The following is a 16,586-nucleotide window of genomic DNA, read 5'->3' as shown; positions in this document are numbered from 1 at the left end:
TGTGAGGAGCCGGACAAACATGAAGGATGTCTGAATGTACCAATTTTCCTATGCCGAGATCATGGAGGACGGCGTCGCCGACTCCAAGAATCGAGAACGGCAGGTACTCGATCGCTCGATCGCGCTCATGGAAGCAGCGAAACAGCAGAAAGGGTATTCGAGAGAGGCCATCGAGGCCATCTACTTTACCCGGCGCCTGTGGATCCGTTTCATCGAGGATCTGCGTGCACCGGAGAACCAGCTGAACGAAGAGCTGCGCGCCAATCTGATTTCGATCGCCATCTGGATACTCAACGAGACGGAAAAGATCCGCAAACGCGAATCCTCCAACTTCCAGGGCATAATTGACATTACCACCATCATCAGGGATGGACTGAAATGAAGAGCACACTGCGTATCTCGCTGAAGTCGGGCGAACGGATTTTTGTAAACGGCGCGGTGCTGCGCGTGGACCGGAAGGTCGCGGTCGAGTTCCTGAACGATGTGACGTTCCTGCTCGAAAACCACGTGCTGCAGCCCGAAGACGCAACGACGCCGCTGAAGCAGCTCTATTTCATCGCGCAGATGATCCTCATCAATCCGGAAGGCGCCGAGCAATCGACCGCGATGTTCCGCAAGTCGATCGTCATGCTGCTCAACTGCTTCAAGAACGAAGAGATCCTTGCCGAGCTGAAGCGCGTCGACGGGCTGGTGACCAACGGCCGCGCCTTCGAAGCGCTCAAGGCGATCCGCGGCCTCTATGCCATCGAAGACCGCATTCTCAACACGCAGGAAATCACGCCGGCAACAGTCGAGCAGATTCGCAAGGAGATCGCACCATGGCGGTAAGCGGCGTCAGCAACAACGGCTACACCCCGAATGTTTCGGCCCAGGATTCGGGCGGCGACGCCGCCAAGGCATCGCTCAACTACGAGAGCTTCCTGAAGCTGCTCGTCGCCCAGATGAAGAATCAGGATCCGACGCAGCCGATGGATGCGACGCAGCAGATCGCCCAGCTTGCGACCTTCTCGCAGGTGGAGCAGACGATCAAGACCAACAAGAACCTTGAAAGCCTGCTGCAGCGCACGTCGCTGAGCGAGGCGGACGCCGTCATCGGGCGCACCGTCACCAGCGAAGACGGCAAGACCACTGGCGTGGTTAAGGAAGTGAAACTATACTCTGACGGAATCATTGCGGTGCTGGATAACGGCAAGGAGCTTGTTATCGGCCCGGGCGTCAAGGTGAAGTGATAACTCCATGAATGAGGCGGATGCCCTCGATATTGTACAGGCCGCGATCTGGACCGTGATCGTGGCCTCAGGGCCCGCCGTTCTCGCCGCCATGGTTGTCGGCGTCGTCATCGCCTTCATTCAGGCGCTGACCCAGGTCCAGGAAATGACGCTGACCTTCGTCCCGAAGATCCTTGCCGTCATGATCACGGTTGCCGTGTCCGCGCCCTTTATCGGCGCCCAGATTTCGATCTTCACCGACATCATCTTCTCGCGCATCCAATCCGGTTTCTGAAGCCGCAGCGCCAAAGCTGTTCGCATGCGGCGCCATGAAACCCTCGCGCAAGCTTGGGTCGCTATCTCCGTCTCTATAGTGGGGCAGCGCGTGTGAATGCTGCCTTGATCTCATGATGAGACGGAAGAGACATGGCACAGCAAGCAGCGCTGATCATCCCGAAAGTAGCACCGAAGGGCCGGGACGTCGGCTTCGCGCTCGGGATCGTCGCGATCCTGTCGATCCTCTTCCTGCCCATCCCGCCCTTCCTGATCGACATGGGGCTCGCGTTCTCGATCGCCTTTTCCGTGCTGATCCTGATGGTCTCGCTGTGGATCCAGCGTCCGCTCGAGTTCTCCTCGTTCCCGACCATCCTGCTGATCTCGACCATGGTGCGCCTGGCGTTGAACATCGCCACCACCCGAGTCATCCTTTCGCACGGCCACGAGGGCCACGGCGCTGCCGGCGGCGTCATTTCCGGCTTTGCCAGCCTCGTCATGTCCGGCGATTTTGTCATCGGTCTGATCGTCTTCCTGATCCTCATCACCGTGAACTTCATCGTCATCACCAAGGGTGCGACGCGTATCGCCGAAGTCGGCGCGCGCTTCACCCTCGATGCGATCCCCGGCAAGCAGATGTCGATCGACGCCGACCTGTCGGCGGGCCTGATCGACGAGAAGGAAGCACAGCGCCGCCGGCGTGAGCTCGAGGAAGAAAGCTCCTTCTACGGCGCCATGGACGGTGCTTCCAAGTTCGTGCGCGGCGATGCGATCGCCGGCCTGATCATCACCGCGATCAACATCTTCGGCGGCATCATCATCGGTTATCTGCGTCATGGCATGCCGATCGGCGAAGCGGCCGACGTTTTCGTCAAGCTGTCGGTCGGCGACGGTCTCGTCTCGCAGATCCCGGCGCTCATCGTCTCGCTCGCCGCCGGCCTTCTGGTGTCGCGCGGCGGCACGGCCGGCTCCACCGACCAGGCGGTCGTCGGGCAGCTCGGCGGCTATCCGAAGGCGCTGATGGTCGCCTCCGGTCTTATCATTCTCCTGGCGGTCGTTCCCGGCCTGCCGTTCCTGCCCTTCGCCGTGCTCGGCGGCGGCATGGCGTTCCTAAGCTGGCTCGTGCCGCGCCAGATCGAGGCTGCCAATGCCGCGCGTCGCGCCGAAGAGGCGGCCAAGGTCCAGCAGACCAAGGAAGGCGAGCAGGATTCGGTCAAGTCGGTGCTGAAGACCGCTGAGATCGAGCTGCTTCTCGGCAAGCAGGTCTCGACCCGCCTGCTTGGCGCACACCAGGAACTCGCCTTCCGCGTGGGCAAGATGCGCCGCAAGTTTGCTGGCCAGTACGGCCTAGTCATTCCGGAGATCAAGGTTTCGGACGACATCAGCATCCCGGACAAGGCCTACCACATCCGCATCCACGGCACGACGATCGCGTCCAACACGGTGCGCGTCGGCGAAGTCCTGGTGGTCACCGGCGGCGGTCGCCGGCCGAGTGTTCCGGGCGACGAGATCCGCGAACCCGCCTTCGGCATGCCGGCGGTCTCGATCCTCGAAACCTTTACCGAGGACCTCAAGCGCGAAGGCTTCCATCCGATCGATAACGTCTCGGTGGTGTTGACGCATTTGAGCGAAGTGATCCGCAACAACCTGCCGCACCTGCTTTCCTATAAGGACGTCAAGGTGCTGATCGAGCGGCTCGATCCGGAGTACCGCAAGCTCGCCGACGAAATCTGCACCTCGCACATGTCCTATTCGGGCCTGCAGGCGGTGTTGAAATTGCTGCTTGCCGAGCGTGTCTCGATCCGCAACCTGCATCTGATCCTTGAAGCGGTCGCCGAACTCGCGCCGCATGTGCGCAAGACTGAGCAGATCGTCGAGCATGTGCGCGTGCGCATGTCGCAGCAGCTTTGCGGCGACCTCGCCGACAACGGCGTCCTGCGCGTGCTCAGGCTCGGCAACAAGTGGGACATGGTCTTCCACCAGGCGCTGAAGCGCGACGCCAAGGGCGAGGTCGTCGAGTTCGACATCGATCCGCGTCACCTCGAAGAGTTCAGCGAGCAGGCGACGAAAGTTATCCGTGAACATCTCGATCGCGGCATGCCCTTCGTGCTGGTAAGTTCGCCCGAATCCCGTTCTTATGTGCGCATGATCATCGAGCGCCTCTTTGCCACCTTGCCCGTGCTCTCGCATGTCGAGCTTGCCAAGGGCCTTGAGATCAAGATCATCGGCTCCATTTCATGATCACCGACCCGGAGGGCACGGTGCTGGCGCTGTTTGCGGCCTTCTGCCGGATCGGCGGCTGCATCATGATCATGCCCGGGTTCTCCAGCGCGCGCGTTCCGATGCAGGTGCGGCTGTTCATTGCAGTCGCGGTTTCCATGGCGATCCTGCCGGTCATGTGGACGGACATCTATCCGCAGGTAACCGGCAAGGGACACAGCTACATCTATTTGATCGCCGCCGAGACGGCGGTCGGCGCGGTCATGGGCCTTGTCGCCCGCTACTATGTCCTTGGACTGCAGTTCACCGGAACGGCGATCACCATGTTGATGGGCTTTGCCTCGCCGCCATCGTCGGATGTGATCGAAGATACGCCCGAAAACCAGGTGACCAGCTTGATCAGCTTCGCCGGCCTGATGGTGCTGTTCATGCTGGATTTCCATCATGTGATGATCGAGGCGATCGTTCAATCCTATCGGGCCATGCCGATCGGCACTCCCTTCGATCCGCAGGGTGTGCTGATCACGCTCACGGATTCGCTGGCGCAGATCTTCATGATCATGTTGAGGCTCGCGAGCCCCTTCATCATCTATGGCCTGCTTTTCAACGTGGCGATCGGCATGGTGAACAAGCTGGCGCCACAGATCCCGATCTACTTCATCTCGCAGCCCTATCTGATCATGGGTGGCTTGTTCCTGCTCTATCTCGGTATCGCTGCGATGCTGCGCCTGTTCGGCGACGGTTTCGCGCTGGTCATGCAGGGAGGATAGCCGCATGAAGACCCGCTCGCAGAAGCTCAAGCGCCTGGTCGCCGTCCAACGCCATCTGGAGCAGATGGCGGAGGCGGATTTCGTCGAGATGGTGCGGCAGCGCGAGGTCCTGGCTGAGACGATCGATGTCGTCGTCGATGCCATGGGCTCGGCTCATCCGATGCACCGCATGTTCTCCGGCCACTATTCCTCGCAGATCGGACGGCTTGTGCAGAAGGACCAGATGCTGCACGGCATCCAGCAAACGCACGAGGCGCGCATGCTGAGGGAGCGCGCGAAAGCCGACCGGCTCGAGGAAAACATGAAGGAGGCCCGCCAGTCCGAGGACCGCGAAGAGGCCGACAATTCCATCTACGACCTGATCGATCAACACGTTACGGGCAACGCGCCAGCTTCCCGTAAGCTTGACGGGCGATAGTACGTCATTCCCGGTTTGCTCCGATGGCGGAGCGGATCCGGGCCGACCAATGCCCAGGCTCGATTTTGAGAGGATTCGTCATGGCCATCTCTCCGCCCAGCGATCTGGTGATGGATGTCGTGCGCGCCGCCGACCCCACCGAAGTGCAGGAAGCGCAGGCGCGGTTGAAGGCCAACCGTGCCGCGTTCAAGGCGACGAGTCTGGCGGAAAACGGCAACGGCTTTGCCGCTGCCGTCAACGTTCTCAATCTGTCGCCGGATGGTTCGAGCGGGCTCGGCGACCTCAACAACCGCGTCGAACAGAAGAAGATTCCGGAGACCTATCGCAAGTTCGAGGCCATGGTGCTGCAGAACTTCGTGAAGTCGATGCTGCCGACCGAAAGCGAGAACGTTTTCGGCAAGGGCAATGCGGGTGATATCTGGAAGAGCATGATGGCCGAGCAGATCGGCGACGTGATCTCCAAGAGCGGTGGCATCGGCATTGCCGAACAGCTCGCGGGCGCCGAAGGCACCGATCGGGTTCAGGCATCGCTGGACGGTAACAGCCGAAACCTCGCCGCAAGCCTCGTGCAGGAATACGAGCGCAAGACGCTGACCGGCTTTACGACCGACAACGACGAGAACAAGCAAGCCTAGGGCGGGGTGGGGGAACTGCTTGCAGTTTTCCGTCCGCACTTCGCTCTAATTCATAGGAATAGATCGCGCTTGAGAATCCGGTCGATCCGACCAGAAATCATCGTGATCCAATTGGGAGTTGATTCATGGAAGCCATGGCATCCAATGACGTCCGGATCCAGAACGTGCTCGGCCGCCTGGAAATGATCCTCGACAACGAGAACAGCCGGATCGGCATCGACCCGGAATTCGATATCAAGACATCGAACGCGCACAAGAGCCGTTGCCTCTACGAACTGACGATGCTGCACCGTGACATGCTGCCGGGCGAAAACTCTTCGGCTTTCTCCTCGCATGCTCTGCACCTGCGCGAGAAGCTGTCGGTCAATTCGCAGAAGGTCGAGGCCCATCTCGAAGCCGTTCGCGCCGTCGTCGACCTCCTGAAGACCGCCGCCCAGGATGCCGATGCGGACGGCATCTATTCCGAAGCGCAGTTCCGCTATAGCGATTTCTGATGCTGAAGCTCGTTTTCACCGGGGTCTGGGTCTGCGCGGTCACGCTCGGATCCGTCTACTTCTCGATGCAAAGCGCCTCCGCGCCCGCCGTCCCGGACGGCGAGGCTGCCCGGCGCGCATCGGAGCAATATGTTCCCGGTGAGATGATCACCATTCCGGTCATCCGGGATGGTTCCGTTCAGGGCTATTTCCTGACCAAGCTTTCCTTCTCCGCCACCAAGGAGGGGATCAACAATCTTCGTGCGCCGCTGCGCCAGATGGTTACCGATGAACTCTACGATCTGCTCGTAGGTTCGAAATTCATCGACATCGCCGACACCGGTACGTTCGACCTGCCCACCTTCAAGACGACGGTAAAGGACGGCCTGAACAAGAAGCTCGGCGACGAGGTGATTACCGAGGTGCTCGTCGAGCAGCTCGAATATCTGACCAAGGAAGACGTCAAACGCGTCGCCAACAGCCAGAATGTGCCGCGGCAAAAGCCGGTCCCGATCACCGACAAGAACGGCAACGTCGCCGGCGACAAGTTGCCTGAAGGTGCCGTCAAGGCAAGCAGCGCGCACTGATGATTGTTGTGAGGGACGCCCGGGTGGGTTTCCGCTCGGCCGCTTGCCCTCGACGAGGTGGTATCCGTCAGTTCTTTTCCGGGGTGCGGTACTGCTCGTTGATGAGGCCGAGTTCCGCCATCAGCCGGCCGATCGCCACATAGAAGTGGTATAGTCCGGCCGCTGCCAGCCCGCTCTTGTTCCACAGTTCCAGCCCGCGCGGCACCGATGCGCCAAGCAGCGCCAGCGATTTGCCGAAGGTCCTGAGCCGGCCTTTGAAGCTCGGATCACGCCGATGTTCGAGCATCGTCGAGATCGCGCCGTTCCTGAGGCTGCGCGCCCTGATCCAGGATGCGCTGGTGCGGCGGGCGGGCACGGTCTCGGCAACCCAGGCGTCGGTTGCCCAGGCAAAGGAAAACCCTTTCGCCTTGCAGCGGCTGTAGAAATCCGCATCGCCGCCGCCGATGAAGTTGAAGGCGGGATCCAGGAAGGGTTGCGGCATCGCGTCCAGCACTCCACGCGTAACGAGCACGTTGCCGGAGGAATAAAGGATGGGCACCGGCCCGGTCGCGTCATAATGGGGCGTGAAGACCGGATGGCGTTTCCACTTCTGCCCGCCATCGCCTTCGAAAACCGGAAGCTGCGGGCCGCCGACCATATCGGCACCGGTCGTTTCCTGTGCCGCGATGAGGCAATCGAGCCATTCGGGCGCCGCCACTTCGTCGTCGTCGATTATCGCGATCGCCTTGAGGTTCGGGTAGGTTTGGAGCGCCGTCGCCCAGCCGGCATTGTAGGCGTGGCAGTTTCCGCGCTGATGCGCGACGATCACGACAGAATCCGAAGGATGTCCCAGGAAGAAGTCTTTGGTCGCCGCAGCCCCGGCCAGCCCGTCGGCATCGTTTTCGACGACGACCGTGGCGTAGGAGATGTCAGGCCTTTGGGAAACAATGGTTTTCAGCGTCTTGACGACATGGTCCGGCCGACGGAACGTCGGCAGCACGACGACGAGTTCGATGTCGCCGGCGTCTTCCAGCTCTGTCCGGAAGTAGACGGAAATGTCCTGGCCGGTCGTCGTCATGGCGAAACCTGTAAAAGCAAAATTGTGTCGCAATACAGCAAATCTTCCTAAACAGATGCTGAACCCTGGCGGCATATTTTGAAAGGGGTCTTTAAGCGCTCCTTCACCCCATGCTGCTAATGAAGGCCGCAGTTCCATTCATGACGCGTGGCAAAATGCATCTGGTCCTGGTCTCTTCGCTCGTTCCCGTCGCCAATCCGGCGTCCGGTTTCGACATTGCCAACCGGGCTGTGCTCGACGGTCTGCGCGCGCTCGGTCACCGCGTCAGCGTCATCGGTTTTCTCCAGCCGGGACGCGTGCCCGCGCCCGATTGCGATATGCATCTTCTCGGCGAGCTGGAAGTCACCAATGCCAAGGTTGGCACGTGGCAGAAGTTGAGCTGGCTCGCGACGGCCTTCCTCAACCGCACGACCGTCTCATCCGGCAAGATGCTGGTGGTGTCGTCGAGCCGGATTCAGTCGATCCTCGAGAGCCTCGCTCCGTTCGACGGTCTCGTGCTCAACTCGGTGCAACTGCCGGCCGCTTTCCAGCAGGTTTTCCGCCCCCATCCGTCGATCTATGTCGCGCACAATGTCGAGGCGGATTCTGCCTTTGAGAATGCCGAGCGGGCCAAGGGTACGGTCGAACGCTTTCTTTTCCGGCGCGAGGCGCAGTATCTCGAACGCTACGAGCAGCAACTGGCGCAGAATGCGGTGGCCGTCTGGACGTTTGCGGAGGCCGATCGCTTCGGCTTCGGCCGCGCCGTCAGCGACCGGGCCTTCGTGCTGCCGCTGGTCACCGGTTGGGATGCGGCAGTAGTGCCGACAGAAGCAGCCGAGCTCCAGCAGGACCTCGGCTTGATCGGGACCTGGAGCTGGCGGCCGAACCGATTGGGGCTCGACTGGTTTCTCGCCGAGGTCGTACCGCATCTGCCGCAGGATCTTTCGATCGCGATTGCCGGCCAGATGGATGGCATACCGGCGGTTTCCCATCCCGGTGTTCGCTTCGTCGGACGGGTTCCTGATGCACGCGCCTTCGTCACGGAAAGTGCGGTCATACCGCTCGTCAGCCGGGGCGGTACGGGCGTCCAGCTGAAGAGCATCGAGACCTTTGAGCTTGGCATGCCATCCGTGGCGACGCAGGCGTCGTTGCGCGGCATCGAGGCGCTTCCTGAGAATTGCGCCGCGGCCGAAGATCCGGCCGAGTTCGCGCGCCTGTTGGTCGACAAGGTCACCCGCGCGCGCGGCGGCGACCGCCAACGCCTTGACGGTTCGGTCTTCCATCGCGCCCAGAAGGCGAAGCTGATGCGGGTCATGCGCAATGTGCTGGCCGGCCTCGCTCCGAGTGCCTCGGCCGAGACACCCTCGGTTCCGCCCGAGCTAAAGGTCCATGACGGGGGGCGGTCGTGACCAAGACGACCACCGGCGCGAACGCCGCCCTGTCCGGGCGCCTCATCCTGGGCATGCCGGTGGTCGATTTCGATTGGGGGAGTGCCTTTGCCTTTGCGGCCGACGCGCTGTCGCGCCCGGGCGGGCAAACAACGCTCGCCTTCCTCAACGCCAACAATGCCAACCTGATGATGCGCGACGGCGAGTACCGCGAGGTTCTCGGTCGCCAGGTCGTCTTTCCCGACGGTCACGGCGTCGATATCGCTTCCTATCTCTTTTACGGCAGCATGTTCCCGGCCAATCTCAACGGCACGGACTTCGTGCCGGCGCTGCTGACCTTCATCGACCGGCCGCTGCGCGTTGCGATGATCGGCGCCCGTGCGAAGGTGCTTGCGCGCGCGGCCGAGAATTTTCGCAGGCACGCGCCATGGCACGAGTTCCTCCCCGTTTCCGACGGGTTCTTCGATCGTGACCACTCCGAGCAAGTGCTTGCCGATGTCCGGGCGCTGAATGCTGATATCCTGCTGGTGGCGATGGGAAGCCCCGGTCAGGAGAAATGGGTCGATGCCCATGTGGGGCCGCAGGACGCCCGGCTGGTCATTACCGTCGGCGCGCTCTTCGATTTCGTCGCCGAGGCGTTTCCGCGGGCGCCGAAGTTCCTGCGCCGGATGCGGCTGGAATGGTTCTTTCGCCTGGCGGTCGAGCCGCGGCGCATGTGGCGTCGCTATGTCCTCGGAAACCCGCTTTTCCTGTTTTACGTCCTCTGGCACAAGCTGTCGGGGCGGGCGCGGGAAAACGTCGCCGACACCAGCCTTCGAACGGGAACATCGTGAACGGTCAGACCATGCGCACAGCCATTGTCACAGCGTCCTACGCCAATGACTTCGAGCGCTGCCGGCTGATGTGCGAAAGCATGGACCGCAAGCTTCAGGGCGATTGGAAGCACTATCTGCTGGTTGCCGATTTCGACGTTAAGCTCTTCCGGCAACTGGAGGGCTCCAGACGCCAGGTGATCAGCGAACGCGATCTCCTGCCCTGGTGGCTGCATCCCGTCACCGACCCGCTTTCGGGCGGCCGCCGGAAGCTGTGGCTCAGCCCGTTTGGCCTGCCGCTGCGTGGCTGGCATGCCCAACAGCTTCGCCGCCTGGTGCTCGCGCGCCACATCGACGAGGCGGCGATGTTTGCCGTCGATTCCGATGTCGTCTTCCTGCGCGCCTTCGATCCCGCCAGCCTCTGGCAGGGAGAGCGGTTGACGCTCTACCGCAAGGACGGGGCGATTAATGCGCAAATGCGCTCCAACCATCTCGAATGGCTCGCCCATTCCGACAGGCTTCTCGGGATCGGCCCCTACACGTTGCCGGCCAACGACTATATCAACACGCTGATCGCGTGGCGCACCGATACCAGCCGCAAGCTGCTCGAGCACATCGAGACGCTGCACGGTCGGAACTGGGTGAGGGCGATGACCCGCACCCGCGCCTTCTCCGAATGCACGATCTACGGGCGCTTCGTCGACGAGGTGCTGGGCGGGGAAGGTCATGTTCCCTCTGATGCCGCGCTCTGTCATGTGCTCTGGTTCGAAGACAGCTACCGGCAGGATCTCTCCGGTCTCAGGGCGTTCTTGAAGGACATGGCGCCGCATCAGGTCGGCATCGGCGTGCAGTCCTTCGTCGGCCACGATCTCGACGATATTCGCCGGGCGGTGTTCGAACTCGCGGCCTGAGGCATCTGTCTTGCTTCAGATGACCCGATCAGTCGGCTTTCTGAGCGCCGAATAGGTCAGTCCGAACGAGAGCGCGTAGAGGACCAGGAAGATCCCGTTCAGCGTCGGCGCCCAGGTCGCGACATCGGTCGTCGTCTGCAGCAACAGAACCAGCAGCCCCACCTTGACGACGCCGGCAATCAACAGGTTCAGCATGCGCCGCACAGTGCGGCCGGTCGCGTAGAGCAGTTCGGAGTGGTACTCGATCAGGTTGCGGAACGAGGGCACGAGCACGATCATCGCGACAATCGGCGCGGCTGCCGACACGTTGCGCCCGAGGCCATCGGGGAAGACCCACAGATAGAATGCCATGGCCGCGATGGCGGCAAAGGACGCAAGCGCCACCAGGAGTTCGATCGAGAGCCGGACACGCCAGCGAGCAATCGCCTCGGGCGTTCGCATGATGCGCTGGACGAGCAAGGTGTTGAACGACCGCACCGGTAGCGCCGTCAGGTCCGCCAGCCGCATCAGGATGGCATAGAGGCCGGACACCGCCGGCCCGCCAATGGCGAGTACCGCAATCTTGTCGAACTCCGATTGGATGTAGAAGAGCACCTCGGCGCCGGCGACCGACACCGAATCCGCCCAGCGCCGGAAGTAAAGCCGTGGCTGCCAGCGCAGCCGGACAGGCGGGTAGAACCAGAGAAGGGCCACCAGAAGGCCGAGCGCATTCGCAAGCAGATAGAGGTAGGACCAGGCTTCGAGCGTTTTCCAGGGGAGCAACGCAAGGAGCAGGGCAGCGGCGGTGCGGATCGCCGTTCCGATCACCACGAGGAGGGCGCCGCGCCCGAAGCGACCGAGACCGTTCAGCACGATGACGGCGGTCTCCAGCCCGCGCCAGCAGAGGATCTCGGCCAGCATGAAGGCAGCAAAAGTGCCGGCCGCCATGTCGCGGGAGAAGAGGGCGAGGAAGGTGATCGCGCAGATGATTGCGATCAACGGCAGCGACAGCACGGCGCCGACCAGGAAGCCGGCGCTATAGGTGCCGACAAGCAGCGGCTTTACGGTCGCGACCCGATAGAGCGGCGACATGAAGCCGAAGGCAAGCACGCGCGATATCATGATGCCGGCGGCAGACGCGGTCGCGAACAACCCGAAGTCGGCGATGGCGAGCGTGTTGGCAACGGCGATGAAATAGACGAGCGACAGCACGAGCCGGCCCGCCGAACCTCCGGTCATCGAGAGGTAAGCGTGGATGAGCGCCCGGTGGCGGAGATAAAGCGCTTTGATGCGATGGGGCACGGCCGACATTTCCAGTAGCGCGTTTCCCGCTCGATGCCGATGGAAACGCTCTATCTCCTTGATATCTCACAGTTCCAAGGGCAGGGCGCGCAAAGCGTTCGCCTGGAATTGCGCTCGTCTCTCCGTCATAGGCGGGAAAGCTTAATAAGGCGTGAGATCACGCCGTTCGCGCCGTCACTTCCCGCCGAAATTAACGATTTGTTTTCCATGTTTCCTTAGGTTGGCTTCACTATTCGGAATTCGCCGTTTCGGCAGCCGCGGGATCAGTCATGTTCAACATCGACGACGAGAAACGCCCGGTTCCGCGTGCATCGTTGCTCGATTTTGCAGCAGAGGACGCGCGCGATCCCGCGCGTGCGCGAGACAGGCGCACCGCCGACCCGCAGGGTGCAGGCTCGTCCTTGCTCGGTCGTCCGTCCGGTTCCGGTGGATCAGCCAATCAATCAGCGGCGCGGCGCGAAAACCGTTCGAAAGGTCAGCCCCCGCGCGGCGAAACGGTGCGGCCGACAGCCAAGGCACCCGCCGCCCGTAACCAACCCGGCCTCGGCGGCATGCGTGGCAAGTTTGCGCGCTGGCTTGCCGATAGTCCGCCTGAGGCGGCTGCGCCGGGAGTGACAGCCGACGGGCGAGCCGCAGGTGACCGCCCGCTCGTGGATATCAAGACCGTGGTGCGCGCGGTCTGGCAGCTCCGCAAGATCATTCTCGCGACCACGGCGCTCGGCGCCGTCGGTGGCGTCCTGCTGGCGTTGTCGACGCCCAGCGTCTTCGTTTCCGAAAGCAAGCTCTACGTCGATCCGCGCGAAGTGCGGCTGACGGATTCCGATCTGTCGAAACAATCGCTCGCAACCGAAGGCATTCTCGCCATCGTCGACAGCCAGCTCGAAGTGTTGCGCTCGCGAACGGTTATGGAAAAGGTCGCGGCCAGTCTCGATCTGGAAAAGGACCCGGAATTCGCCGGCAAGGGAGCTGGTGGCGACGCGTCCGCGCGCGTCCTGAAGACCTTGGGCGAGGCAATTCAGGTCTGGCGCGATCCGAAAACCTTCATCGTCACCATTGAGGCGAAGACCAGGGATCCCGAGAAGTCGGCACTGATTGCCAACCGATTGGTGGACACGTTCCTCGGCGAGGAGACCGCCGCGCAATCCGGCTTCTTCCAGAAGACGACGGTTGCGCTCGACGCGCGTATCAAGGAACTGAAGGCCGAACTGGACGCGGCCGAAAAGGCCGTCGAGGATTACAAGGCGAGCAACGACATTGTCGGCGCCGGCGGCGAATTGATCGCCGACAAGCAGCTCCTCAGCCTCAGTGATCAGGTCGCTGCGGCCCGCAATCGCATCGCCGAGGCGAAAGCCAAAGCCGAGGCGTCCGGCAAGGTGCAGCTCACCGATGTTCTGACGGGCGCCTATCCCGAGGAAATCAGTTCGCTGGCGCTCTCCGAACTGCGCAAGCAATACGCGGCGACCAGGGCGCAACTGAGCGCCCTTGATGCGAGCCTCGGGCCCCGCCATCCCCAACGCATCGCCGTTCAGCAGGCACTCGAGTCGTCGCGCTCGGAGATCGCCAACGAGTTGCGCCGCATCGCGGCTGCGGCGGGGACCGAGCTTGACCGCGCCCAGCGAACGGAACAGGACCTCGTGCAGCAGCTTGCCGTCCAGAAGGCGCGCCAGATCGATTCCTCCGCCGAATTCGTCGAGTTGCGCGAGCTGCAGCGAAAAGCGGCGGCGACCCGCGAGATCTACGAATCCTTCCTGAAGCGCGCCGGCGAGACGCGCGAAGAGGAAAAGCTGACCGCGAAGAACATCCGGGTGATCTCCAAGGCCGAGCCGGCGCTGCAGGCAAAAGGGCCCTCCCGCAAGATCATCGTGATCGCCGCCACCATGGCGGGTTTCTTTGCCGGCCTCGGCCTCGGCGTGCTGCTCGGCATCTATCGCAGCTTGAACGGATTGTTTCCCGCAACCCGGAAGGCCGAGGACGATGAGGCGCCCGAGCCGCCGGAACCCGATGGCGGCCCCGAGCCCACACGGCGCCAGCAGCCGCAGCCTGATCCGGCTTCGGCCAGGCTCGAGCTGCCGCCGCAGTTCAGTCCGGCTGCGCACCATGCACAATCGCTAAACGCTGCCTATGCCGTTGCTCGCCGGAGCGCAACGGCGGGTCCGGTCACGGCTCAGCCTGTGCCGCAGACCGTAGACGAGGATGACGCCGACATCGCCAAGGTCCAGGAAGGCCTTCGCGCGCTGAGGTCTCGCGTCGAGCACTATTCCCGCCAGAAGCTCGCGCGCCGTTGATACGACGGGCGGAGAGGCACGCTTCATTCGCGAACGTCTTGTGAGGCTGAGACCTCACGGCTTTCGGCGAAACCACGTGCACCTCTCAGTCTTGAGAGGAAATATCATCGGGGCACTCGAAACGGCAGCCAACCTCGTTGTCGCCTCTTGCATTTATGCGTTTGGGACAGCATAGGGCGCGTTGAGGCCATCGCCTTCTCTGAGGCGAACTAGAGTATGCCGCGTGAACAGGAAGCCAGGAGGAACATGCCGTGACGACTGTGATTGATGGCAAGAAGGTCGCCGCTTCGGTGATCGAAAGCGTGAAGGCCGCGACCCGTGCGCTCGAAACGGATGCGGGTGTTCGCGCAGGTCTCGCCGTCGTGATCGTCGGCGACGATCCGGCAAGCCACGCTTATGTTTCTTCCAAGAGCAAGATGGCCAAGGAGTGCGGCTTCCTGTCGGTCCAGCACACCTTGGCCGAGGCAACGACCCAGGAAGAACTCGCTGCACTCGTGGCTAAGCTCAACGCCGATCCCTCTATCCACGGCATCCTCGTGCAGCTTCCGCTGCCGAAACATCTGAATTCCGAGCCGATCATCCAGTCGATCCTGCCCGAAAAAGACGTCGACGGCCTGCACGTCGTCAATGCCGGCAAGCTTGCGACCGGCGATCTCGAAGGCGGTCTCGTCTCCTGCACGCCGGCCGGCGCCATGGTCTTCGTGCGCCAGACCCATGGCGACGATCTCTCCGGTCTGAACGCTGTCGTCATCGGTCGCTCGAACCTGTTCGGCAAGCCGATGTCAGCGCTGCTGCTTGCCGCCAACGCGACGGTCACGACCGCCCATTCGCGCACCAAGGATCTGGCCGCCGTCTGCCGCAACGCCGATATCCTCGTTGCCGCCGTGGGACGCCCCGAAATGGTGAAGGCCGACTGGGTGAAGCCGGGCGCGACGGTCATCGACGTCGGTATCAACCGCGTACCAGCGCCGGAGAAGGGTGAGGGCAAGTCCAAACTCGTCGGCGACGTCGCCTTTGCGGAAGCGGCCGAGGTTGCAAGCGTAATCACGCCGGTGCCGGGTGGCGTCGGACCGATGACCATCGCCATGCTGATGGCCAACACCGTGATTGCCGCCTATCGCAAGGCCGGCCGCAAGCCGCCGCGCTTCTGATCCTGGCTCATATGGGATGATGAGACGCGTCGCGATTGCGGCGCGTTTTCATTTTTGCGGGGCAGGTCCGGTCGAGGCGCGCACGATGAGTTCGGCGCGCCAGAGTTCCTGCTCCGGATAGTCGCCGCGCTTCAGGATGCCGCCGATCAGCCGTGTGGCGATCCGCGCCCCGGCGGCCCGGAGCGACGAGCGTGTCGTTGTCAGCGGGATGCTGAAATTTTCGGGCTTCAGCATCGGCAAGACGTCGTCATGGGCGATCAGCGAAATGTCTTCGCCGATTTTCAAGCCCGCCTGGTTGATCGCCCTGACAGCGCCAAGCGCCAGCACCGTACTTGAACAGAGCACCGCCGTCGGCGGCTGCGCGTGCTGCAGGAAGGGCTGCATGCTGCGGTAGCCGTGCTCGTCGGTCATCAGCGAATGCTGGACAAGCGCCTCGTCGAGCGAAAGGCCGTGTTCGGCGAGCGCCCGCAGCATGCCTTTTTTCCGGCGAATGGAAAAAGCCAGATATTCCGGCCCGTTGATCAGCGCAATCCGCTGGTGTCCGAGCTGTATAAGCAGCCGTGTCGCGTCATAGAAGGCACTCGTATTGTCGATGTCGAGGAACGGATAGTCGCGGCTTTCGCCAATCGACCGGCCGTGCACGACGAAGGGGATCGAGAGCGATTTCAACATGGCGATGCGCGGGTCGTTGGCGCGCATATAGGCGAGGAAAAGCGCATCGACATTGCCGCTGGCCGCCAGGCGCCGGAAGGTCACCTCCTCGTCCTCCGGCGCGCTCGGATTGAGCACGAAGTGGAAGTCGTGCTTGACCGCCTCTTCCGCCAGCCCTGCCAGAAACTCGCCGAAATGTACGTCGGAATCGATGCCGGGCGCGATCGGCATGACCATGCCGATCGAATAGGCCTTGCCGGTAGCCAATCGCTGCGCTGCGCGGTTCGGCCTGTAGCCGGTCTCACGCACGGCCTGCAGCACGCGCTGACGGGTTTCGGCGTTGACTTCCGGATAGCCGTTCAGCGCCCGGCTGACCGTCGTCTGTGACAGGCCGAGCAGCTCCGCCAATTGCTTGAGATTGACCGCCATGGTCGGGATTCCTCTCAAAGCGCTTTGGATACCCATATGATTTTTGGTGTTTGGCCCC

General features: G+C 62.4%; 18 protein-coding genes. 15 read left to right on the top strand and 3 right to left on the bottom strand.

The genetic code is table 11. The features are described 5' to 3' along the window. Window positions 1–34: 34 nt before the first annotated feature. The 10 genes from flaF (at window position 35) to IB272_RS02390 (ending at window position 6,584) form a co-directional block, all read left to right on the top strand. Complete coding sequence (gene flaF / locus IB272_RS02435) at window positions 35–382, top strand: flagellar biosynthesis regulator FlaF (RefSeq protein WP_034800744.1); 348 nt, start codon at window positions 35–37, stop codon at window positions 380–382. Next, window positions 379–828, top strand: a complete 450-nt coding sequence (gene flbT / locus IB272_RS02430; protein WP_034800746.1) for a flagellar biosynthesis repressor FlbT — start codon at window positions 379–381, stop codon at window positions 826–828. Before flaF ends, flbT begins: the two co-directional genes overlap by 4 nt. Then, window positions 819–1,229, top strand: coding sequence for a flagellar hook assembly protein FlgD (gene flgD / locus IB272_RS02425; RefSeq protein WP_034800748.1), 411 nt, complete (start codon window positions 819–821; stop codon window positions 1,227–1,229). The genes flbT and flgD overlap by 10 nt, the downstream gene beginning before the upstream one ends. 7 nt (window positions 1,230–1,236) lie before the next feature. After that, entirely contained in the window at window positions 1,237–1,503 is a 267-nt protein-coding gene (fliQ, locus tag IB272_RS02420) for a flagellar biosynthesis protein FliQ (RefSeq protein ID WP_034800750.1), read from the top strand. Between the two features lie 131 nt (window positions 1,504–1,634). Next, complete coding sequence (flhA, locus tag IB272_RS02415) at window positions 1,635–3,722, top strand: flagellar biosynthesis protein FlhA (protein ID WP_034800753.1); 2,088 nt, start codon at window positions 1,635–1,637, stop codon at window positions 3,720–3,722. Continuing rightward, on the top strand, window positions 3,719–4,471 hold the full coding sequence (gene fliR, locus IB272_RS02410; RefSeq protein ID WP_034800756.1) for a flagellar biosynthetic protein FliR: 753 nt from the start codon (window positions 3,719–3,721) through the stop codon (window positions 4,469–4,471). The genes flhA and fliR overlap by 4 nt, the downstream gene beginning before the upstream one ends. A 4-nt stretch (window positions 4,472–4,475) precedes the next feature. Beyond that, window positions 4,476–4,889: a hypothetical protein gene (locus tag IB272_RS02405; RefSeq protein WP_060516519.1), complete on the top strand. Its 414-nt coding sequence runs from the start codon at window positions 4,476–4,478 to the stop codon at window positions 4,887–4,889. Between the two features lie 80 nt (window positions 4,890–4,969). Then, entirely contained in the window at window positions 4,970–5,524 is a 555-nt protein-coding gene (locus IB272_RS02400; RefSeq protein ID WP_060583971.1) for a rod-binding protein, read from the top strand. A 125-nt stretch (window positions 5,525–5,649) separates the two neighbouring features. Then, complete coding sequence (locus IB272_RS02395; protein ID WP_034800762.1) at window positions 5,650–6,018, top strand: hypothetical protein; 369 nt, start codon at window positions 5,650–5,652, stop codon at window positions 6,016–6,018. Then, a complete protein-coding gene (locus tag IB272_RS02390; protein WP_034800764.1) occupies window positions 6,018–6,584 on the top strand; it encodes a hypothetical protein in 567 nt (188 codons plus the stop codon). The genes IB272_RS02395 and IB272_RS02390 overlap by 1 nt, the downstream gene beginning before the upstream one ends. Window positions 6,585–6,651: 67 nt before the next feature. Here the strand turns inward: IB272_RS02390 and IB272_RS02385 are convergent, their stop codons facing one another. Further along, window positions 6,652–7,641: a glycosyltransferase gene (locus IB272_RS02385; RefSeq protein ID WP_060584340.1), complete on the bottom strand. Its 990-nt coding sequence runs from the start codon at window positions 7,639–7,641 to the stop codon at window positions 6,652–6,654. Window positions 7,642–7,781: 140 nt separating this feature from the next. Here IB272_RS02385 and IB272_RS02380 point away from each other — a divergent pair, with 140 nt between their 5' ends. The 3 genes from IB272_RS02380 to IB272_RS02370 are packed head-to-tail and all read left to right on the top strand — an operon-like array spanning window position 7,782 to window position 10,731. After that, window positions 7,782–9,029, top strand: a complete 1,248-nt coding sequence (locus IB272_RS02380) for a glycosyltransferase family 4 protein (RefSeq protein WP_234824383.1) — start codon at window positions 7,782–7,784, stop codon at window positions 9,027–9,029. Beyond that, window positions 9,026–9,841 (top strand): WecB/TagA/CpsF family glycosyltransferase, encoded by an 816-nt coding sequence (locus IB272_RS02375; RefSeq protein ID WP_034800768.1) that lies wholly within the window; start codon window positions 9,026–9,028, stop codon window positions 9,839–9,841. The genes IB272_RS02380 and IB272_RS02375 overlap by 4 nt, the downstream gene beginning before the upstream one ends. An 11-nt stretch (window positions 9,842–9,852) precedes the next feature. After that, complete coding sequence (locus IB272_RS02370; RefSeq protein WP_060584341.1) at window positions 9,853–10,731, top strand: DUF6492 family protein; 879 nt, start codon at window positions 9,853–9,855, stop codon at window positions 10,729–10,731. Between the two features lie 15 nt (window positions 10,732–10,746). On the opposite strand, the gene IB272_RS02365 is transcribed toward IB272_RS02370, so the two are convergent. Further along, entirely contained in the window at window positions 10,747–12,012 is a 1,266-nt protein-coding gene (locus tag IB272_RS02365; RefSeq protein ID WP_348646772.1) for a lipopolysaccharide biosynthesis protein, read from the bottom strand. Between the two features lie 269 nt (window positions 12,013–12,281). Here IB272_RS02365 and IB272_RS02360 point away from each other — a divergent pair, with 269 nt between their 5' ends. Then, the gene (locus IB272_RS02360; RefSeq protein WP_060583978.1) at window positions 12,282–14,297 is read left to right on the top strand and encodes a GumC family protein; all 2,016 of its coding nucleotides are present in this window, start codon (window positions 12,282–12,284) and stop codon (window positions 14,295–14,297) included. Between the two features lie 251 nt (window positions 14,298–14,548). Continuing rightward, complete coding sequence (gene folD / locus IB272_RS02355; RefSeq protein ID WP_060583982.1) at window positions 14,549–15,448, top strand: bifunctional methylenetetrahydrofolate dehydrogenase/methenyltetrahydrofolate cyclohydrolase FolD; 900 nt, start codon at window positions 14,549–14,551, stop codon at window positions 15,446–15,448. Between the two features lie 48 nt (window positions 15,449–15,496). On the opposite strand, the gene IB272_RS02350 is transcribed toward folD, so the two are convergent. Next, a complete protein-coding gene (locus IB272_RS02350) occupies window positions 15,497–16,528 on the bottom strand; it encodes a substrate-binding domain-containing protein (RefSeq protein WP_034800775.1) in 1,032 nt (343 codons plus the stop codon). Window positions 16,529–16,586: the final 58 nt, after the last annotated feature.

Origin of the sequence: Ensifer sp. ENS08, from assembly GCF_014852195.1 — a bacterium.
In the GTDB taxonomy this organism is placed as follows: domain Bacteria; phylum Pseudomonadota; class Alphaproteobacteria; order Rhizobiales; family Rhizobiaceae; genus Ensifer; species Ensifer adhaerens.
The sequence above is the reverse complement of the archived record's forward strand: the minus strand, read 5'-3'. Positions and strand labels throughout refer to the sequence as shown.

What these genes read in the sequence shown, in the direction of transcription:
- fliQ (WP_034800750.1), top strand. Translation starts at nt 1,237, where the DNA reads ATGAATGAGGCGGATGCCCTCGATATTGTACAGGCCGCGATCTGGACC.
- IB272_RS02385 (WP_060584340.1), bottom strand. Translation starts at nt 7,641, where the DNA reads ATGACGACGACCGGCCAGGACATTTCCGTCTACTTCCGGACAGAGCTG.
- flaF (WP_034800744.1), top strand. Translation starts at nt 35, where the DNA reads ATGTACCAATTTTCCTATGCCGAGATCATGGAGGACGGCGTCGCCGAC.
- IB272_RS02370 (WP_060584341.1), top strand. Translation starts at nt 9,853, where the DNA reads ATGCGCACAGCCATTGTCACAGCGTCCTACGCCAATGACTTCGAGCGC.
- IB272_RS02390 (WP_034800764.1), top strand. Translation starts at nt 6,018, where the DNA reads ATGCTGAAGCTCGTTTTCACCGGGGTCTGGGTCTGCGCGGTCACGCTC.
- flhA (WP_034800753.1), top strand. Translation starts at nt 1,635, where the DNA reads ATGGCACAGCAAGCAGCGCTGATCATCCCGAAAGTAGCACCGAAGGGC.
- flbT (WP_034800746.1), top strand. Translation starts at nt 379, where the DNA reads ATGAAGAGCACACTGCGTATCTCGCTGAAGTCGGGCGAACGGATTTTT.
- IB272_RS02380 (WP_234824383.1), top strand. Translation starts at nt 7,782, where the DNA reads ATGACGCGTGGCAAAATGCATCTGGTCCTGGTCTCTTCGCTCGTTCCC.
- flgD (WP_034800748.1), top strand. Translation starts at nt 819, where the DNA reads ATGGCGGTAAGCGGCGTCAGCAACAACGGCTACACCCCGAATGTTTCG.
- fliR (WP_034800756.1), top strand. Translation starts at nt 3,719, where the DNA reads ATGATCACCGACCCGGAGGGCACGGTGCTGGCGCTGTTTGCGGCCTTC.
- IB272_RS02400 (WP_060583971.1), top strand. Translation starts at nt 4,970, where the DNA reads ATGGCCATCTCTCCGCCCAGCGATCTGGTGATGGATGTCGTGCGCGCC.
- IB272_RS02405 (WP_060516519.1), top strand. Translation starts at nt 4,476, where the DNA reads ATGAAGACCCGCTCGCAGAAGCTCAAGCGCCTGGTCGCCGTCCAACGC.
- IB272_RS02395 (WP_034800762.1), top strand. Translation starts at nt 5,650, where the DNA reads ATGGAAGCCATGGCATCCAATGACGTCCGGATCCAGAACGTGCTCGGC.
- IB272_RS02350 (WP_034800775.1), bottom strand. Translation starts at nt 16,528, where the DNA reads ATGGCGGTCAATCTCAAGCAATTGGCGGAGCTGCTCGGCCTGTCACAG.
- IB272_RS02360 (WP_060583978.1), top strand. Translation starts at nt 12,282, where the DNA reads ATGTTCAACATCGACGACGAGAAACGCCCGGTTCCGCGTGCATCGTTG.